Annotated in this window: 17 protein-coding genes and 1 tRNA gene; 8 read left to right on the forward strand and 10 right to left on the reverse strand. The window is 30.7% G+C overall.

The genetic code is table 11. The annotated features are described in order from the left end of the window. The first annotated feature begins 787 nt into the window (after nucleotides 1–787). The 5 genes from ACREVX_RS01075 to larA all read left to right on the forward strand — a co-directional run bounded on the left by ACREVX_RS01075 (nucleotide 788) and on the right by larA (nucleotide 7,370). Nucleotides 788–1,576, forward strand: a complete 789-nt coding sequence (locus tag ACREVX_RS01075; RefSeq protein ID WP_431542211.1) for an electron transfer flavoprotein subunit beta/FixA family protein — start codon at nucleotides 788–790, stop codon at nucleotides 1,574–1,576. A 17-nt stretch (nucleotides 1,577–1,593) separates the two neighbouring features. Beyond that, a complete protein-coding gene (locus ACREVX_RS01080; protein ID WP_431542213.1) occupies nucleotides 1,594–2,802 on the forward strand; it encodes an electron transfer flavoprotein subunit alpha/FixB family protein in 1,209 nt (402 codons plus the stop codon). A gap of 48 nt (nucleotides 2,803–2,850) precedes the next feature. Continuing rightward, nucleotides 2,851–4,248, forward strand: a complete 1,398-nt coding sequence (locus ACREVX_RS01085; protein ID WP_431542214.1) for an FAD-binding oxidoreductase — start codon at nucleotides 2,851–2,853, stop codon at nucleotides 4,246–4,248. A gap of 164 nt (nucleotides 4,249–4,412) precedes the next feature. Further along, nucleotides 4,413–6,068 (forward strand): L-lactate permease, encoded by a 1,656-nt coding sequence (locus ACREVX_RS01090; protein ID WP_431542215.1) that lies wholly within the window; start codon nucleotides 4,413–4,415, stop codon nucleotides 6,066–6,068. Between the two features lie 27 nt (nucleotides 6,069–6,095). Further along, complete coding sequence (larA, locus tag ACREVX_RS01095) at nucleotides 6,096–7,370, forward strand: nickel-dependent lactate racemase (RefSeq protein WP_431542216.1); 1,275 nt, start codon at nucleotides 6,096–6,098, stop codon at nucleotides 7,368–7,370. Between the two features lie 170 nt (nucleotides 7,371–7,540). Here the strand turns inward: larA and ACREVX_RS01100 are convergent, their stop codons facing one another. The 10 genes from ACREVX_RS01100 to ACREVX_RS01145 form a co-directional block, all read right to left on the reverse strand. Then, nucleotides 7,541–9,547, reverse strand: a complete 2,007-nt coding sequence (locus ACREVX_RS01100; protein WP_431542217.1) for a complex I subunit 5 family protein — start codon at nucleotides 9,545–9,547, stop codon at nucleotides 7,541–7,543. A gap of 18 nt (nucleotides 9,548–9,565) precedes the next feature. Further along, nucleotides 9,566–11,011 carry a monovalent cation/H+ antiporter subunit D family protein gene (locus tag ACREVX_RS01105; protein ID WP_431542218.1) on the reverse strand — a complete coding sequence of 482 codons (1,446 nt, stop codon included), beginning with the start codon at nucleotides 11,009–11,011 and terminating at the stop codon, nucleotides 9,566–9,568. A 16-nt stretch (nucleotides 11,012–11,027) separates the two neighbouring features. Next, nucleotides 11,028–12,500: a complex I subunit 5 family protein gene (locus ACREVX_RS01110; RefSeq protein ID WP_431542219.1), complete on the reverse strand. Its 1,473-nt coding sequence runs from the start codon at nucleotides 12,498–12,500 to the stop codon at nucleotides 11,028–11,030. A 1-nt stretch (nucleotide 12,501) separates the two neighbouring features. After that, nucleotides 12,502–12,864 (reverse strand): sodium:proton antiporter, encoded by a 363-nt coding sequence (locus tag ACREVX_RS01115; RefSeq protein ID WP_431542220.1) that lies wholly within the window; start codon nucleotides 12,862–12,864, stop codon nucleotides 12,502–12,504. A 2-nt stretch (nucleotides 12,865–12,866) separates the two neighbouring features. Then, on the reverse strand, nucleotides 12,867–13,589 hold the full coding sequence (gene mbhE, locus ACREVX_RS01120; RefSeq protein WP_431542221.1) for a hydrogen gas-evolving membrane-bound hydrogenase subunit E: 723 nt from the start codon (nucleotides 13,587–13,589) through the stop codon (nucleotides 12,867–12,869). Then, nucleotides 13,586–13,825 (reverse strand): hydrogenase subunit MbhD domain-containing protein, encoded by a 240-nt coding sequence (locus tag ACREVX_RS01125; RefSeq protein ID WP_431542222.1) that lies wholly within the window; start codon nucleotides 13,823–13,825, stop codon nucleotides 13,586–13,588. The genes mbhE and ACREVX_RS01125 overlap by 4 nt, the downstream gene beginning before the upstream one ends. Continuing rightward, nucleotides 13,812–14,132 carry a monovalent cation/H(+) antiporter subunit G gene (gene mnhG / locus ACREVX_RS01130; RefSeq protein ID WP_431542224.1) on the reverse strand — a complete coding sequence of 107 codons (321 nt, stop codon included), beginning with the start codon at nucleotides 14,130–14,132 and terminating at the stop codon, nucleotides 13,812–13,814. The genes ACREVX_RS01125 and mnhG overlap by 14 nt, the downstream gene beginning before the upstream one ends. After that, complete coding sequence (locus ACREVX_RS01135; protein ID WP_431542225.1) at nucleotides 14,129–14,398, reverse strand: MrpF/PhaF family protein; 270 nt, start codon at nucleotides 14,396–14,398, stop codon at nucleotides 14,129–14,131. Before ACREVX_RS01135 ends, mnhG begins: the two co-directional genes overlap by 4 nt. Beyond that, on the reverse strand, nucleotides 14,391–14,861 hold the full coding sequence (locus ACREVX_RS01140) for a Na+/H+ antiporter subunit E (RefSeq protein WP_431542227.1): 471 nt from the start codon (nucleotides 14,859–14,861) through the stop codon (nucleotides 14,391–14,393). Before ACREVX_RS01140 ends, ACREVX_RS01135 begins: the two co-directional genes overlap by 8 nt. A gap of 348 nt (nucleotides 14,862–15,209) precedes the next feature. Beyond that, the gene (locus ACREVX_RS01145) at nucleotides 15,210–17,198 is read right to left on the reverse strand and encodes a sigma-54-dependent Fis family transcriptional regulator (RefSeq protein ID WP_431542228.1); all 1,989 of its coding nucleotides are present in this window, start codon (nucleotides 17,196–17,198) and stop codon (nucleotides 15,210–15,212) included. 358 nt (nucleotides 17,199–17,556) lie between these two features. Between ACREVX_RS01145 and ACREVX_RS01150 the strand changes: the two genes are divergently transcribed. The 3 genes from ACREVX_RS01150 (at nucleotide 17,557) to ACREVX_RS01160 (ending at nucleotide 18,776) form a co-directional block, all read left to right on the forward strand. Then, the gene (locus ACREVX_RS01150; protein ID WP_431542230.1) at nucleotides 17,557–17,940 is read left to right on the forward strand and encodes a hypothetical protein; all 384 of its coding nucleotides are present in this window, start codon (nucleotides 17,557–17,559) and stop codon (nucleotides 17,938–17,940) included. Further along, on the forward strand, nucleotides 17,933–18,547 hold the full coding sequence (locus tag ACREVX_RS01155) for a DedA family protein (protein ID WP_431542231.1): 615 nt from the start codon (nucleotides 17,933–17,935) through the stop codon (nucleotides 18,545–18,547). The genes ACREVX_RS01150 and ACREVX_RS01155 overlap by 8 nt, the downstream gene beginning before the upstream one ends. A gap of 137 nt (nucleotides 18,548–18,684) precedes the next feature. Continuing rightward, nucleotides 18,685–18,776 (forward strand) — tRNA-Ser (locus tag ACREVX_RS01160). The last annotated feature ends 242 nt before the right edge of the window (nucleotides 18,777–19,018 follow it).

Here is a 19,018-nt window from a genome sequence, read left to right on the forward strand (position 1 = left end):
CAACTACTTCATTTAGAGATTACTTAATGGGTGAAGTTAGATACTCTTCACTTGCTAAAACTTTCCCTGAAGTAGCAGAAGAATTATTTGTTAAAACAGAAAATGATGCTAAAGAAAGATTAGCAGGGTATAAGAAGTTAGCTAACCAATAATAATAGAATAATTGAAACTAAAGGAAACCCCAAGGGGTTTCTTTTAGTTTATAAGGATACTATATTAACCTATATTTGTAATATGTAGGTTAAAAATAGTAAGGTTTACAGTGTTAAAATATTATCATTGTTTTTATTGTTCTGTAAACGTTTATAGTATCTTTTATAATATAGTAAATTATGTTAGTAAGGCTATAGATTTTGTTAGAGTAATAATAATGTTTAAAAAAAATAGAATTATTATGTTTAGTCATATAAAGAATACAAAAAAATATAAATAGGTGATAATCAACAGTAGTTAATTTGATTGGTAAATCGATGTTTAAGAGGCGTATAAAGACTTTAAGAATGAAATATAGTTATATAATTTAGCTATAATAAAATTCTAGTACCCAAGTATTTAGGTTAATAGTTATGTTAAATTAATTAGAATGAGTTAAAAACATAAAGTTATAAGCAATACTAAATACTAAATATAATTCTATTTTATAGATTTTTAAAAATATACATTGTTAACTATATAACTAATATAGAAATATTCTAAATAGTATGTTAATATTAATTTATTGAAGGTCAGACCATAATACCACCAATAAGTTTTTAGAATTCTATACAAAATGTAGGAGGAAAAATATATGGAAATTTTAGTATGTATAAAACAGGTTCCAGGTACTTCAAAAGTTGAAGTAGATCCAGTAACAGGTGTTTTAAAACGGGATGGAGTAGATTCAAAAATGAATCCTTATGATTTATATGCATTAGAAACAGCGCTTAAAATTAAGGAACAAAAGGGTGGATTAATTAAAGTTATAACTATGGGACCCCCACAAGCAAAGGATATTATTAAAGAAGCGTTTATGATGGGAGCAGATGAAGGTGCGTTAGTATCTGATAGAAAGTTTGCAGGCGCAGACGTTCTTGCTACATCGTATACACTTTCTCAAGGCGTAAGAAAAATGGGCGAATTTGATCTTATATTATGTGGAAAGCAGACTACTGATGGAGATACTGCACAAGTTGGTCCAGAAATGGCTGAGTATTTAGATATTCCACATATTGCAAACGTTTTAAAAATAATAGAATTAAAAGAGAAATCAATTATTGTTGAAATGGATATGGCAGATACTATTGAAATTTCTGAAATCCAATTCCCATGTCTTCTAACTGTAGATAAAGATATATATCAGCCGAGATTACCATCTTATAGAGAAAAATTAGTTACAAAAGATAGAGAAATAAAAATGATATCATTAAAAGATTTTGAAGATCAAGATGAAAAGAAATATGGACTTAATGGTTCACCAACACAAGTTGAACGAATATTCCCACCAGAAGTTAATAATGATCGTGAAACATGGACAGGTAATGGTGCACAACTTAGTTTGAAGATAGCTGCAAAACTTAAAGAATTAAAATTTGTATAAAGAAGGGTGGAGTTCTAATGAGTAAGTTAATTTGTAATCAAGAGAAAGTAACTGAATCAAATGCACAAGAATTAATAAAGATTTGCCCTTTTAACGCTATAGAATACATTGCTGGAAAAATCGAAGTTAATGCAGGATGTAAAATGTGTAAAATTTGCGTTAAAAAAGGTCCAGAAGGTGTAATGGAATTCATTGAGACAGAGGCAGTGAAAGTTGATAAGAGTTTATGGAAGGGAATTGGAGTATATGTGGATCATGTAGAAGGAGTTATACATCCTGTAACATACGAACTTATTGGAAAAGCTAGAGAGCTTGCATCAGTTGTTAATTTTCCGGTATACTGTGTATTCATTGGTTACAATATAAAAGAAAAGGCAAAAGAGTTACTGCACTATGGCGTAGATGAAGTTTTTGTATACGATTACGCAGAACTTGAGGATTTTAGGATAGAACCTTATACTGCTGCATTTGAAGATTTTGTAAATAAGGTAAAACCATCATCATTACTTGTAGGAGCTACAACTATTGGTAGATCTCTTGCACCTAGAGTAGCTGCAAGATTTAGAACAGGGCTAACAGCTGATTGTACAATGCTTAAAATGAAAGAAAATACGGATTTAGTGCAGATAAGACCTGCTTTTGGTGGTAACATTATGGCTCAGATTTTATGTCCTAATACAAGGCCACAAATGTCAACAGTAAGATATAAAGTTATGGATGCCCCTGAAAAACAATGTGATGAAAGTGGTAAAATTACAATTTGTGAAATAGATAAAGCAAAACTTACTTCAAACATTAAAGTATTAAAAGTTACAAAAAAAGAAATCGAAGAAAATATTTCAGATGCTGAGGTAATCATTGCAGTTGGTAGGGCATTAAAGTCAGAAAAGGATCTTGTTATGATTCAAGAATTAGCAGATCTTCTTGATGCTCAAATAGCTGGTACAAGACCAACGATTGAAGCGGGTTGGATTGATCCTAAGAAACAAATTGGTCTTTCTGGCAGGACAGTTAAACCAAAACTAATAATAGCTCTTGGAATTTCAGGTGCAGTTCAATTTACAGCTGGAATGAACAGTTCAGAGCGTATATTTGCTGTAAATAAAGATGCAAATGCCTCTATTTTTAATGTAGCTCATTATGGAATAGTGGGAGATATTTATGAAATAGTTCCTCAGTTAATAGAAAACATTAAAAACTCAGGAGCAGAATATTGTTTACGTTAATAGTATATCGTTATTAAAACAATAAGTTAAATTTGAGGAGGTAATTTTATGGATTACAAAATGCTTGATGAAAGAGATATAGAGTTCTTAGTATCTATATTAGATAAAGATAGAGTGTTTACAGGAGATGAAATAAATGATGATTTCAGCCACGATGAGATGGGTGGAATAAGCAAAATGCCTGACGTATTGGTTGAGGTTCTAACAACCGAGGAAGTTTCAAAGATTATGAAATATGCAAATGAAAACATGATTCCTGTTGTAGCAAGAGGTTCAGGAACAGGACTAGTTGGAGCATCAGTTCCAATTTACGGTGGAATTATGATAAATATGTGTAAAATGAATAAGATAATTGAAATCGATGAAGAAAACTTAATGCTAACTGTTGAACCAGGAGTACTTTTAATGGAAATAAGTAAGTTTGTGGAAGAACATGATTTATTCTATCCACCAGATCCAGGTGAAAAATCTGCAACTATTGCTGGTAATGTTAATACAAATGCAGGTGGAATGAGAGCTGTTAAGTACGGAGTTACTAGAGATTATATAAGAGGACTTGAAGTAGTTCTTCCAAGTGGAGAAATACTTAATGTTGGAGGAAAAGTAGTTAAAAATTCTACTGGCTACAGCATAAAAGACTTAGTTTGTGGTTCAGAAGGAACACTAGCAATAATCACAAAAATAATATTAAGACTTTTACCATTACCCAAAAAAGCTGTATCACTTTTAATACCTTTCCCAAATCTTGAAATAGCAATAAACACAGTTCCTTTAATAGTTAAATCAAAGGCTGCTCCAACTGCTATAGAATTTATGCAAAGAGAAGTTATCCTTGCAGCTGAAGAATTCTTGGGTAAAAAGTTCCCAGATAATTCATCTGATGCCTATCTTTTATTAACTTTTGATGGTAATAGTATAGAGGAAATAGAAAAAGCTTATGAAGGTGTAGCTAACATTTGCCTTGAACAAGGTGCTCTAGATGTATTTATAACGGATACAGATGAGAGAAAAGAAGCTGTTTGGTCTGCAAGAGGAGCTTTCCTTGAGGCAGTTAAAGCGACAACTACTTATATGGATGAATGTGACGTAGTTGTTCCAAGAAACGCAGTAGCACAGTTTATTAAGTATACTAATGATCTTCAAAAAGAATTTGATATTAGAATAAGAAGCTTTGGACATGCAGGTGATGGAAATTTACATGTGTATGTTTTAAAGGATGATCTTACAGATGAAGTATGGGACAAAAAACTCGCTGATGTATTTGAAGCAATGTATAGTAAATCAAGAGAACTTAAAGGTTTAGTATCTGGAGAGCATGGAATTGGATTTGCTAAGAAAGAATATATGCTAGAACAATTAGGACCTGTATATGTAGAACTTATGAAAAACATAAAATTGGCATTTGACCCTAAAAATATATTAAATCCTGGTAAGGTCTGCCAGTAGAATAAACTACATCGCTGATGTTTTTATATATGTTGGCGATGTAATTTATTACGAATTTTTAACTTTATTAGTAGAAATCATTAATTTGAACCTTTGTAAAGGTTTATATGATATACTATTTGTACATAATATAATTTACTAGAATACTAGAGGAGGAATAAAATATGTTAGCACTAATAGCCTTAATACCTATATTAATCGTTGGAATACTTATGATAGCCTATAACTGGCCATCCACAAAGGCAATGCCATTAGGTTTTATCGTTTCAGTAATATTGGCCGCTATATTTTGGAAAATGCCATTCACATGGATATCCGCGGCGACCATAAGTGGAGCTATAAATACTATTGATATATTATTGATAGTATATGGCGCATTACTTATATTACAGATTATGAAAAAAAGTGGAGGCGTAGATGGTATAGCAGATTCTATGGCTCATGTTTCTAAAGATAGAAGAGTACAAGTTATTTTAATAGGATTTTTAATGGGTGCATTTTTTGAAGGGGCTGCTGGATTTGGTACACCTGCTGCAGTTGCAGCTCCATTACTCGTTGGCTTAGGGTTTCCACCATTAATAGCAGCGATGGTCGCATTAATAGGTAATAGTGCACCAGTTAGTTATGGTGCAGTTGGAACCCCTATTATTGGAGGCTTTGCAAACTTGAAGTCTATTGTAATGTCAGGAGGATATACTGGAGACTTTACAACATTCTTAACTCAGATAGGAGCTTTTGCAGGGGTACTACATTTCTTCATAGGTACATTTATTCCACTTGCTATGGTGTGTACTATGACATTAATAGTTGATAAAAGCATTAAAAGGGGATTGGAAGTGCTTCCACTTGCTTTATTTGGTGGACTAGTATTTACAGTTCCAGAAGTAATAATAGCAAATTTTGTAGGGCCTGAACTTCCAGCATTACTCGGAGCATTAATAGCTATACCGGTATTTATATTTGCTATTAAGAAGGGCTTATTTATTCCAAAAAAGAATTGGGATTTCAAACCTCATGAAGAATGGGAAGATGATTGGGAAGGTTCAGTTAAAGCGGGAAGTAGTAGACCCAAAGATGCTATACCACTAAGTGCAGCAAAAGCATGGTCTCCATATATAATAATAGGTATATTATTACTACTTGGACGTTTGAAAATCTTTGGACTCACTCCACTATTGAAAGCTTGGAGTATAACATGGACAAATATTTTAGGAACAACTATATCTAGAGGCATTACGCCGCTATATAATCCTGGAGTTATTCCGTTTATGTTAGTAGCATTGATTATTCCGTTTATGCATGGATTAGACAGAAAAGAAGCTTTTAAATGTTGGGGGAAAACTCTTGTAGAAATAAAGTCAGCAGCTATAGCTTTATTCTTTGCATTAGGTATGACTTATATTATGATGAATTCAGGAGCAGCTACAGGCGGTGATTCAATGCTTATTGTTATGGCTAAGACAGCAGCCGGAATCGTTGGAGGTGGATGGTATTTAATTGCACCTCTAGTTGGTATATTGGGCTCATTCATATCTGGTAGTGCTACAGTATCAGATATCATGTTTGGAGCATTGCATTTTAATGCGGCTAAAGAAGTTGGAATACCAGTAGTATCTACATTAGCATTGCAATCAGTTGGAGCAGCTGCTGGGAATATGATATGTGTTCATAATGTAGTTGCTGTTTTAACTACAGTTGGACTTGTAGGCCATGAAGGTAAGATTATTAAAAATAATATTAAGATAGCTCTTGTATATGGATTATTAGCGGGAGTATTAGCTATAATATTTGTTAAATTCTTTGTGCCAAATCTATATTAATATTTAAAAAATGTAGGGAGGAATATTATGACTAAAGTAAAAGTACCATATTCAAAACAGTTCTTGGAAATTGAAATACCAGACAAAAATTTGGTAGGGATACTCGAATCAAAAGCTCATGCTTTTAAAGTGGAAAGCACTCAGCAGGAAATTGTAAATAAAGCACTTGATAATCCAATTGGAAGTGTAACACTAGAAGAATTAGTAAAAGGTAAAAAGAATTTAGTATTAATAACTAGTGACCACACAAGACCTGTACCAAGTAAAGTAACATTACCGATATTACTTAGGAGAATAAGAAGTGCAAACTCCAAAATTGATATAAAAATATTAGTTGCTACTGGGTTCCATAGACCTACTACAAAGGAAGAAATGATAGATAAATTTGGTCAGGAAATTGTAGATAATGAAGTTTTAATAAATCATATATCAGGAGATTATAGTAATATGACAAATGTAGGAACTCTTCCCTCAGGTGGAGAACTACTACTTAATAAGATCGCAATGGAAGCGGAACTTTTAATTTCAGAAGGGTTTATAGAACCACACTTTTTTGCAGGATTTTCTGGAGGACGAAAGAGTATCCTTCCTGGAGTAGCATCAGCAAAGACAGTTATGGCAAATCATTGCTCTGAATTTATAGCAAGTGAGTATGCTAGGACAGGAGTTCTTGAAAATAACCCACTTCATAGGGACATGCTTTACGCAGCTAAAAAGGCAAAACTTGCATTCATATTAAACGTTGTTATCGACAGTGAGAAGAATGTTATAAATGCATTTGCAGGCGATAGTGAACTTGCCCATGAACAAGGATGTAAATTTGTAATGGAACTTGCATCTGTTAAAGCTGTTAAAGCAGATATTGCTATATCATCTAATGGCGGGTATCCACTAGACCAAAATATATATCAGTCTGTAAAAGGTATGAGTGCAGCAGAAGCAACTTGCAAAGAAGGCGGAGTTATAATCATGATGGCTGCTTGTAATGATGGAGCTGGTGGTCAGTCCTTCTATGATAATATGGCAAATGCAAGTAGTCCAAAAGAAGTTCTTGATAGAGTTCTTAAAGTGGGAAGAAATGAAACGATACCAGATCAATGGGAATTCCAAATTCTTGCGCGAATACTTGACAAGTTTACTGTGATTTTTGTTACAGATATGTGTGATCCTGAAATTGTAAAAAATATGCATATGCAACATGCATTTACCTTTGAAGAAGCACTTGAAAGGGCTTTAGTTATAAAGGGTAAAGATGCAACAATAACAGCAGTACCAGATGGAGTATCAGTAGTGGTAAGATAACTTTTATAAGAGTATATCTTGTGTCATACATCGTTAGAAGAAATAACAGGGAGTACAGCATTAATGCATTAGTTAGATAAATTAATTTTATCTAACTAATGCATTTTTGTGTTTTAGGTCTTAGGCTCTTCAACAAGAGATGTCATAATAACATATAAATTAATACCACTTCAGGACATAAAAAATAATAAACTTATTACTAGTAAAATTCCGAATATAAAAAGTGAATAAGTTAAACTATTCATGTTATATCCTAGCTCGTGGATTTTTGATTTAATATTTGAAAGTTGAGCATTTTCACCATCCATTTTACTTTTTGGAATAGCTTTATTACTAAATAAATTTAAAAACACATTTAGTATTCTTTTTTTTATAGATTCTCCATGTATAATTTCTATTCTACTAATTGAATCAATACTTTTACCTACAAATGCAACACTATTAATCACGGCGCCATCAATTATATTAAAAATAAATGAACTAATAAAAATTAAAAATTTACCTAAAGGCGTATAAAAATGTTTCTCTAAAGTTATCCAAGTTAAAGTTGGGTTAATATAATACCAATTAGTACTTTTACCTTTTTTTAGAACTCTTCGTATAAAACCTATATAAATTATAAATCCAATTAACATTATAATCATAGAGCTTTTAACATTATTGAAATTATAAAAAATCATTTCTATAGGTTGCGCATTACCAAAGGGCGTTAATGCTTTATCTAATACATGTAAAATAGCACTAGGATTAAGTCCGATAAAAATGCTCATTATACTTAATATAATCATTGGTAAGTATATCATTTTAGTTATGGGTGTTTTTGCTTTTTCAATGTTATGATTACTTTTGTCTATAAATACAGCTACAAACATTTTTAGTAAATAGGCTACAGTAAAGCTACTACTTATTATAAAGACAATTTCACATATTTTAAAGAACCAACCACCATACATATGATCTGCTTCAATGAGGGCCTCATGTAACATAGTTTTACTAGCGAATCCATTGAAACCAGGCATGCCTACTATAGATAGAGCACCTATAAAAAATACTATCTTTAGTATGTATTTTTTAATTCCAAAACCTCCGATTTTATTTATGCTAAACTCATTCACTACCCAATATATGGTTCCTGTACCCATAAATAGTAAGGCTTTAAAAATCCCATGATTTATAACATGGTATAATGTACCATAAATAGCTATAGTTCTATGTTCTTTTAAAATTCCTATTAATCCTATTCCAACAAGAATATAACCAATTTGACTCATGCTACTATATGCGAGAATTCTTTTTAAATTTCTTTGCGTCATGGCAAGAAAGCCACCAATAAACATATTTAGAAAACCTAATACTAGAATAATAATAGATATTATAAAATCTCCACTCATAACTATTTCAATAGTTAATATAATTCCAAATATACCGGTTTTAGCTAAAACTGCGGATAAAATAATCGTTGCTGGTGTTGGAGCTGCAGTATATGCCTTAGGTAACCATATGTGTAAGGGCACCATGCCTGCTTTTACACCAAAACCTATAATAATTAAAGCTACTATAAGATATTTTATATCACCTATTGTGCTTACACTTGCTTTTAACTGACTAATGTCTAATGTTTGAGTAGAATTATATAGTAAAAATAATCCCATAAGCAAAATAAGACCACCAGTTACCGCCATTATAATATAAGTATTACCTGCATCATGTGAATAATCATCTTCATCGTTAATTATTAATGCATATGATGTAAATGACATAATTTCGAAGAAAGTAAATAAATTTAAAAAATTCTCTGATATGAAAATTCCCATAGTACTTGATAGGGTTAACATAAAAAACAGATAAAATCTATTCCTATTTTTATGATTTACTAAATATTGAGATGAATATATTGTGGTTAAAAGCCATATCATAGCTGTTAGCCAGACAAAAACATATCTAAATATATCTAATTTCAAGTGAAGACCTGTACCCATAATATAAGGTATAGATAGCTCGATTGGACGTACTACAACACATTTATATAGCATAGTAATAACTACAAATAAAATCAGAGTCATTAATATATTAAAGGCATCCCTATATTTTTCGTTTTTAAGACCAATAATGTAGCCTACAAAGGAACCTATGAATGGAAATAGTAAAATAAAAAGTAAATACGTAGTGGGTCTCAATTTAATCACCTTCCTTTCTTAGATTACTTCACTAGCAATTCGTTGTATAAATGAGATAATAATATTAGGGAATAAACCAAGTAAAACAACTATGGCTGTTATAATTACTATAGGGATTAACATTTTAAGTGGTGCTTCTTTAACTATAGTATCTTCGCCTTTTTTGAAAAAGGCTTCAGTTACAACTGGAAGAAGGTATAATGAAGTTAATAATGCGCTAATAAGTAATATTGCAGGAAATACCATTTTTCCTTCTGCAAGTCCGCCCTGAGCTAAATACCATTTACTAACAAAACCATTTGTTGGTGGGATTCCGATAAGAGATATTGAAGCTATGCTAAAACATCCCATTGTTATTGGCATTTGTTTGCCAATACCTCTAATCTGACTAATATTTGTTTTACCTGTTGTGTAGATTATTGCCCCAGCACAGAAGAAAAGAACAATTTTAATTACTGCATGATTAATCAAATGAAGAAGGCTTCCAACAAATGCATCTTGATTTAAAAGAACCACGCCTAACAATACATATCCTAATTGACTAATAGTTGAGTAAGCTAATCTTTTTTTTAAATTATCTTGATGTAATGCTAAGAATGAACCTAGCAAAATGGAAATTACTATTAAAACACTTAAAAAGATATGTATAGGGAGCTGCCTAATTATTTCTGTACCAAATATGAAATAGGTCATTCTGATAATAGCAAAAATTCCTGATTTTACAACGGCCACTGCATGAAGTAGTGCGCTAACTGGTGTTGGTGCAACCATTGCTGCAGGTAACCATGAATGAAACGGCACTAATGCTGCTTTAACACCAAAACCTAAAAACATAGAAACGTAGCTTATTAAATACAGGTTTCTATTCTCATTTGTGAGTGCTGGCAAAATACCGTGAGCATTAAATGTTGTATCTTTTGTGATACTGAATAATATAATCATTCCAAGTAAAACCAATGTGGCTCCTACAAAGGAATATATAAGATATTTTTTTCCGCTTTGTAAAGCTTCTTTTGTATCTGTGTGAATTACAAGCGGGTAGGTTGATAGGGTAAGAAATTCATAAAAGGCATAAAGTGTTATAAGGTTTCCTGAAAAAGCAATTCCTATGGTTACCCCCAGTGTGGCAAGAAAAAAAGTGAAAAATCTTCTTTCTTTGCCTTCATGTTTCATATATTCCATGGCATAGAAGGCGGTGAAAATCCATAAGATTGAAACTAATAAAGAAAACAATATACTTAACTTATCTATCCTAAAATAGATATCTAGGAATTCATTTATTTTGAATAGATGAACCCTACTTTCCCCAAATACATAAAATATAACAACTAGAATAATAAAATTTAAGATAACACCAATGCTAACAAAGATATTTCTTTTTTTTTCATCTAACTTTATTATTGCCATAATGATTGCTAATATAAATGGAAATAAAATCGGTATTATTATTGTGATATTATTCAACAGCGAAGCATCTCCTCTACTTAAGTCCTAGACTAATTAAACGTATAATACTACTAGATGTTAGTCCCACTAAAACCATTGAAACAACTAGAAAAATTACAGGCATCATTTCTTTTAAAGGTTTTCTTTTAGATTTATATACTTTACCTTTACAATTTTCTTCTCCGAAAAATCCATTTATTATAATTGGGAAGTAATATACTGCATTTAACAAACTACTAAGTAATATAACTGCAACTAAAATTGTGTCTCCAGATGATATAGCGGCTAGAGATAAGTGCCACTTGCTTATAAATCCAGGCAATACTGGAATCCCAATCATAGATAAAGCACCCATAGAAAATAAGCCTAAGGTTAGTGGCATTTCTCGTCCAATTCCCTTTAAATAGTCTAAGGTTTTATGTCCTGTTTGTTCTATCATTCCACCAACTAGTAAAAATAAAGCTGATTTAGTTACCGCATGCCCAATGATATGAAATATAGCGATAGAAACCCCTATATCAGTTCCAAGGCCTATACCTAGAAATATATATCCCATTTGTGCTACAGTAGAATATGCAATAATTCGTTTTATGTTTTTTTGGAATATAGCGAAAACTGAGCCCATTATCATTCCCAGGCTACCTAATATAAGTACAATATTTAAAACAGAATAATGGTTAAGAATTTCAATTCCATAAAGCCTAAATAATATTTTAATTAAAAGTAAAACAAATCCCTTTAAAACTAAAGCAGATAAGAGTGCACTTGAAGAGGTAGGTGCGCTTGAATGCGCATCTGGAAGCCAATTGTGAAGTGGAAACAGTGCACTCTTTACTCCAAGACCAATAATAAATAAGACTATAGAAATCAGTACTGCATCTGGGTAATTTAAATAGGTCTTAGTTAACTCTCTATGAATGTAGTCTATATTTAAATGCCCAGTCATTGAATATAAATAAGCAATTCCCATAAGAACCAGGCCAGACCCTAGGCAACTCATAATCAAATATTTCATAGTTGCTTTCATATTTTCCTTTTTGTCTTTAACAATAATAGTGCCACATGAGGCAAGAGTTCCTACTTCTATAAATACAAAACAGTTAAATAAATCATTAGAGTATACCACACCTAATAAGGAACCTATTAAAATATTTATAAGTAAATAATATAAAGGGATCTTCGATTTTGTTATTTCTTTTTCTATACTATAAATTGAGTACCAAATTATCATAAGGGATACAAATGTAAAAACTAAACCCATTATAGCCTCAATTATTCCAATTCGAAATTCAATTCCGTATGGTGCATTACTATGTCCAATTCTATAAAGATACCCTCCGTTTATATTAACAAAAATTAAATTTATTAATGCTAAAATCATTGATAGTGTCATAGATATTAAACTAATACCCTTAGCAGTTTTTGCATTTTTAATTAGTGGCATTACAAATGCAGAAATAAACAAAACCAATATGATAGTAAGTGGAAATGCTTGAATTAAACTCATATTAATCACCCCTCATTTTAAGAATTTCATCCAGCTCAATGCTACCGTATGCATCATACAATTTTATTGTTAGCGCAAGGGCAAATGCTGTTGTACTAACCGCTACAACTATTCCAGTAAGCATTAGAGCAGATGGAACAGGATTTATGTAGCCTTTAATCCCTTTATTGACTCCTATAATAATAGGAGCATCGAGTCCTATTATATAACCTTTTGCAATAAAAAATAAGAAAACTGCTGTATCCATAATATTCATGCCAATTATTTTTTTTATTAAGTTATTGTGCAATAATAGTATTGAAAACCCAACTCCGAAGAGTACAATTGCACCAGTCTCATAATAATTGTTTATTAGTCCTTCCATAATTAAATTTCTCCTCCGTCAAATAAAGTGAAAAAAAAGTATATTGTAATTGCCACAATAAGTCCTACTAATATGTTTAATGGTAATAAAAATCCACCGCTAAGTATATTGCCTGGAGTTCCTAAACTTGGTTGTGGAAAGTCTAAATGATTTCCGCCAGTTATAAAACTATACCCCTTGAATAATCCGTAAAGCATAATAGAGCCGCAGAGATAGGTAATTAATTTAGAATATGGTATTTTTTTTTGTGTAAGTTTCTTACCGTAAATCATTCTGCTTAATATTAAACTTGTACCTATAATTGTACCACCTGCAAATCCTCCCCCCGGGCTTAAATGACCATAAAAAATTATATAAATCCCAAAAATTTGAATACAAGGTATTATCACTTTACTTACTTGTTTTAAAATAATACTTTCTATAATAGTTTCATTATTAACTGTATCTTGGGAGTTCTTTTCCTTTTTAAGGAGTAATAAAACTACAATAGATGCAGTAAATAATACACTTGACTCAACAAAAGTGTCAAAGGCACGGTAATCTAAAATAATACCTGTGACAATATTCATTGCACCAGTTTCTTTTGTGGTGTTCTCTATATAATAATGCGAAACTTCATTGTTTGCCGGATTATCATATTGTCCAAATTTCGGAAGTTCATTAACCCCCAAAAGTAATATTATAATTAAACTTATTGCTATAGTGATAGATAAAAGTTTTTTCATTTTTTTACTCCTTTAATTCTCTTTAATGTAAGTACAAATAAAATAGTAGTAATACCTGCACCTACTGCAGCTTCAGTTATTGCTAAATCTGGAGCATTTAGCTGTTGCCATAGAATTGTCATAGTAAGGCTATAAACCATAAATGCTATTATTGCACCAAGTAAACTTTTTATAGTTGAAACTCCTACAGCAGATCCAATTAAAAAGATTAACATTATTACACTAAATGTCTTCATTTTTTTTCACCTCATTTATCTTCTTAAGAGAAGATTGCCGTGTATATTCACCTTTAGCAATTAAGTGTGTAGCAGTGGGATTTGCAATCCACACAAATAGAAGAATTAGTAATATTTTCAAACTGATCATATTAAAACCCTCTAGTATTATTATTGAACATAGGCATAGCATAGCCCCTAAGGTATCGCATTTAGAAGCACTATGCGCTCTAGTAAATACATCTGGGAATCTTATAATACCTAATGTTCCAACCATGAAAAAGAATAATCCTCCAAAGAGAAAGATAGTTGAAATAATATCTTTCATATGTTTTTCCCTCCCGAATTTTCAATAAATTTAGCTATTAAAATAGAAGATAAAAAACTAATTAATGCATAGACTATAGCTACATCCACAAAATAAGTTTCATGAATTAAAAACGAAACAATGACAATAAGTACAATAATTTTAGTACCTATTACATTAACAGCAATTAGTCTATCTGCTGCGCTTGGTCCCTTAATTGCCCTGAACATACATACAAAAATTGTAACTGATAAAAATAAGATAGAAAAAGTTAATAGTTTACTCATAAATACCTTCCTCAATTTTTAAAATTAGTTTTTCAAAAGTAGAATTAGTTATGTCTTCTGCAAATTCATCACACAAACAGTGCACGGCTATTTTATCTTCATCAATTGATATAGTTAAAGTTCCTGGAGTTAATGTTGTAGAATTAGCAAAAATTGTTTTATGAAAATCAGATTTTATTTTTGTTTTAATTATTACTATTTGTGGTGAAATTATTATTTGAGGGCTTAAAACTATTTTTGCTACATGTAAATTGGATACTAGCATTTCTTTTAAAAATATAATTATATAATATATCCATAATATAATATTTTTTTTGAGTTTCAATGGTGAATTACTATAGGGCCAATCCTTATTAAAACTTCTAACTAATAAACCTATTATTATACCAATACAAATAGTTTCAACTTTGAAATTTTCTGACAAAACGATCCAAAAGAATAAATATACTATTCCATAATACATTCTGTAATCCTCCTATGGTATTTTTTATATATTTTATTATAAATAAAAGCAATAACCATGCCAAAATATGAAGTCTAAAAAAAACAAGTTTGTAAACCATTAGAAATCAATGGTTTATAAACTTTTTTTTTTATTTCAAGTAAATATATCGTATTTATATATAAGCTCCTAAATCTAAGTCTATCTAAGTGTATCTAAACGATACACTGAAACGTTTTCAAAAGCACTTAAATGTACCATTATGAAACGAGTGTATCATAATGGTACGGAATCGATAATCATATAACATGGTATTGCATACTGCTTACCACGATATATGATTAATTAAAGGTGAAGTCAACTAATTTATTATCTAATATTATATTTTTCTATCTTTCTATACAGAGTACTTCTACCTATACCTAATATTCTGGAAGCGGCTGCCATGTTATCATCTACATCAATCAATGTTTGCATAATAGCATTTTTTTCAATTTGATCTAATTGAAGCACTTGTTTTCGTCCACTTGGCTCTCCAATATTTTCTTTTTCGATTATATAACTAGGCAAGTTCATACTTGTAAGAACACTATTATTTTCAGCTATATTTAATACAAGTTGCATAACATTTTGGAGTTCACGGACGTTGCCAGGCCAATTATAATTATTCATACCTTCATAAAAGCTTTCGCTGATTTTTTTTATATTTTTATCATTGGATTCAATGAATTTTTCATAAAAATAATCAATAAATATTTTTATATCTTCTTTTCTTTCTCTAATTGAAGCAATATAAATTGGCATAACATTTATTCTATAAAACAAATCATCTCTAAATTTTCCTAGTTCAACTTCTTTTTTTAGATTTTTGTTTGTAGCTGCTATAACTCGAACATTTATTGGGATAACATCATGTCCTCCAACTCTTACTACCTCACGGTCCTCTAAAACTCTAAGTAAACTTATTTGGGAGTCTAAAGGCATATCACCTATTTCATCAAGAAATATTGTACCTCCGTTTGCAAGTTCGAATTTACCTGGATGTCCACCTCTCTTTGCTCCAGTAAAAGCGCCTTCTACATACCCAAAAAGTTCGCTAGAAACTAGATCACGAGGAATAGCACCGCAATTTAAGAATACAAAGGGCCTATCCTTTCGTCTACTAGCATTATGTATAGCTTGTGTAAACATTTCTTTACCTGTGCCACTCTCGCCTTGAAGTAATATAGTATCATCAGTATTAGCGGCAATTGTTGCAAGTTTAATTGAATGTATAATGCTTTTGCTTTTTCCAAATATATCACCAAAGGTATATCTTGCATTAGATCCAACAATTTTATTAATCATATTTAGAACTACTTTATTTTCTTTAAATGTAATTAGAACACCACCTAAGTCTGTTGAACTAAAAAATTTTATAGGAGTAGCAGTAACTATACAAGTTTTGTTTCTACCCATTTTTGTAGTGAAATCTACTTCCTCTTCTTGATACTTTTTTCCCTTATTTCCAAAAGGACTAATATAGTTAGTGCTTTTGGTAGATAATACATCACTTATATGCATATTCTGAATATCTTTCCCACTATATCCTAATAGTTTTCTTGCAAATCTATTCATACTTGTTATATCGCCTTGATTATCTATTCTAATAATTCCTTCAGAAATCGATTCTGTAATTTGAAAGAATTGTTCATTAACTATTTTTAATTTTTTATTATAATACTCTAATTTAATTTCTTTTTCTATGGCCTTTGCCGCGGCTACCACCATACCTAAAGTATGTGGATGTACAAATTCATAGTTGCCAGTAATACTTAAGACCCCTAAAGTACTATTTTTTTCATCTTTTATAGGGCATGCTGACGATGTCCAATTATGATATTTATGTAAATAGTGTTCACCACCAAGTACCTGTATCGCCTCACCAGTTATTAAAGCAAGCCCAATAGCATTAGTTCCTATTATTTCTTCTTTTATATTATATCCATCTTGTAATATCATAGGTGTAACTTGGCTTATAATACTATCATCTCCAATATGATCTAGTACATACCCATCTTTATCTGTTAGACGAATCATAAAATCTGAATTTTGTATTAGATTATATAGTGTTTGCATGAATGGTTTCGCAGTAGATAATAGAGGTAAGAATTCTTCATATTTTTGTTTTAAATCTTCTTTAGTAAGTTCAATTGTAACATTTTTTTTAAATGGATCTATACCATAAGATTTACTTCTTTCCCAAGATCGAGCGATAATGTTTCTAAGGCCATTTTTAGTTAAGATATTTTCAAAAATAAACAATTTCCACATCTTTATTATATTTTCATTTTCATCAAGTAGTTTTATGTTTGACAAATAAAGTTCCCTCCTATAGTAGTATGGCGTAATTTTGTTTATTTTATTATACCTGTTACTATTTATTTTGTCTAATGATATGATTTAATCGACATTTATTGCTAAAACAGTAGCTAAACTTAAATATATTATTTATAAGATCCCAATCATCGCAAGACTTATTGAACTTAATATTTTATTGTATTATAATATGTTTGATATAATAATTTGAGCGCGAGGGGATTTAACGACATTTCAAAAGGAAAGTTTCTCACTTCTATAAGTGAAAGTTATATACATTAACAAATAGAAAACTTCAGTGGAAGTATAAATCTCCTTCTGAAGTCGTTAATATTACAGCTTCTCAGGAGATGATTTAATGAAAAAAAAAATAAGAGTTACTATATTATCAATTCTTATTGTCATAACTATAATTGTAATAATAAAGCAATCTACGGCAATATATTTTCAAGTTAAAAATATTAATCTACCTAATAAAGAAAGTAGACAGCTTGGAGATATAAGTACTCATAAATGGATAACAGTAAAAAAAATATCCGAAAAATATAAAATATGTGTAGATTCTGTGTTTAAGACGCTGGAAATTATTCCAGTCATTGGTGACGAAAATTTATATATAAAAGACTTGGAAAGAAAGTACAATAAGACTCCGGCAGAAATGGAAAATAATCTAAAAAAAATCATAGAAAGTGATATAAGTATTGAAAGAGATATAAATATTAAAGGTAAAAAAAATGAGTGAATTTAGTAATTTATTAATAGAATATTTTAGAAATTATAACATTTGGTTTTTGAGCGTTATAATCGTTTTGCAGTGTATAGGGATTCCAACGGGAGCCTCTTTACTTGTATTAGCATCTGGTGCATTTGCTTATGCTGGTGAATTTAATGTGGTGATTCTGTTTCTTCAGGTTTGGTTTTTTGCATGGGCTGGAGATAATATCGCTTATATAATATGGAAATATATTGGTTGCAAAGTTTTAAGTAGGCATACTAAACTAAAAGGTTATGTTGAACCTAAAATATTGAAAGCTGAAATTTATTTGAACAAATATGGAAGAAGAACTGTTTTTTTTACCAGATTTGTAATGGGAGCAATGGGTCCATTTGTAAATGTTGCGGCGGGGATAACAAAATATAAACTGAGGACATTTAGTTTATTTGTTGCTTTAGGTGAATTGTTTTGGACATTATTATATTTAGGATTAGGATATTGGTTTGGTGATTCTTGGGAAAGTATAGTTCCTATAGTAACAGATTTTGGTGAATTCTTAACTTACATAGCAATTTTAATTATAGTTTTATACTTTTTAATTAAATCATTTAAGAATAAGAAAAGTGAAAATTAGTTACTAGGTACTATTTTTCTTATTCTCAATGAATTTAACAGGAAATGGTTTATATTCTAGAAATAGTCCGCATGACATAGAAAAGTATATGAAAAAAAATCTAAATATGATATAATATTTAATGTTACTTAACATATGGAGAGATGTCCGAGTGGCTTAAGGTACCTGCCTCGAAAACAGGCGAACGGGTTATACCGTTCCGAGGGTTCAAATCCCTCTTTCTCCGCCAAAATCAAAGGCTCTAGCAAAAATGCTAGGGCTTTTTTAATTGGAACTTTTTAAAGAAAATTGGGTTTGTGACGCCCGTTTGACGACAAAATGGGAAAGACTAATCGAGATTAGGTGATAATTATATTTAAAGCGATTCTAAAGCAATTAGAAATACCCCGTTCATAAGAAAAAGAGGTTTGACTACTTTTTTCTGTTAAAGCATTTTTAATAAATTTAAAACCAAGTTATTGGAAGAGTACA

It is taken from the genome of Clostridium sp. (assembly GCF_050717545.1).
Classification (GTDB): domain Bacteria; phylum Bacillota; class Clostridia; order Clostridiales; family Clostridiaceae; genus Clostridium_AD.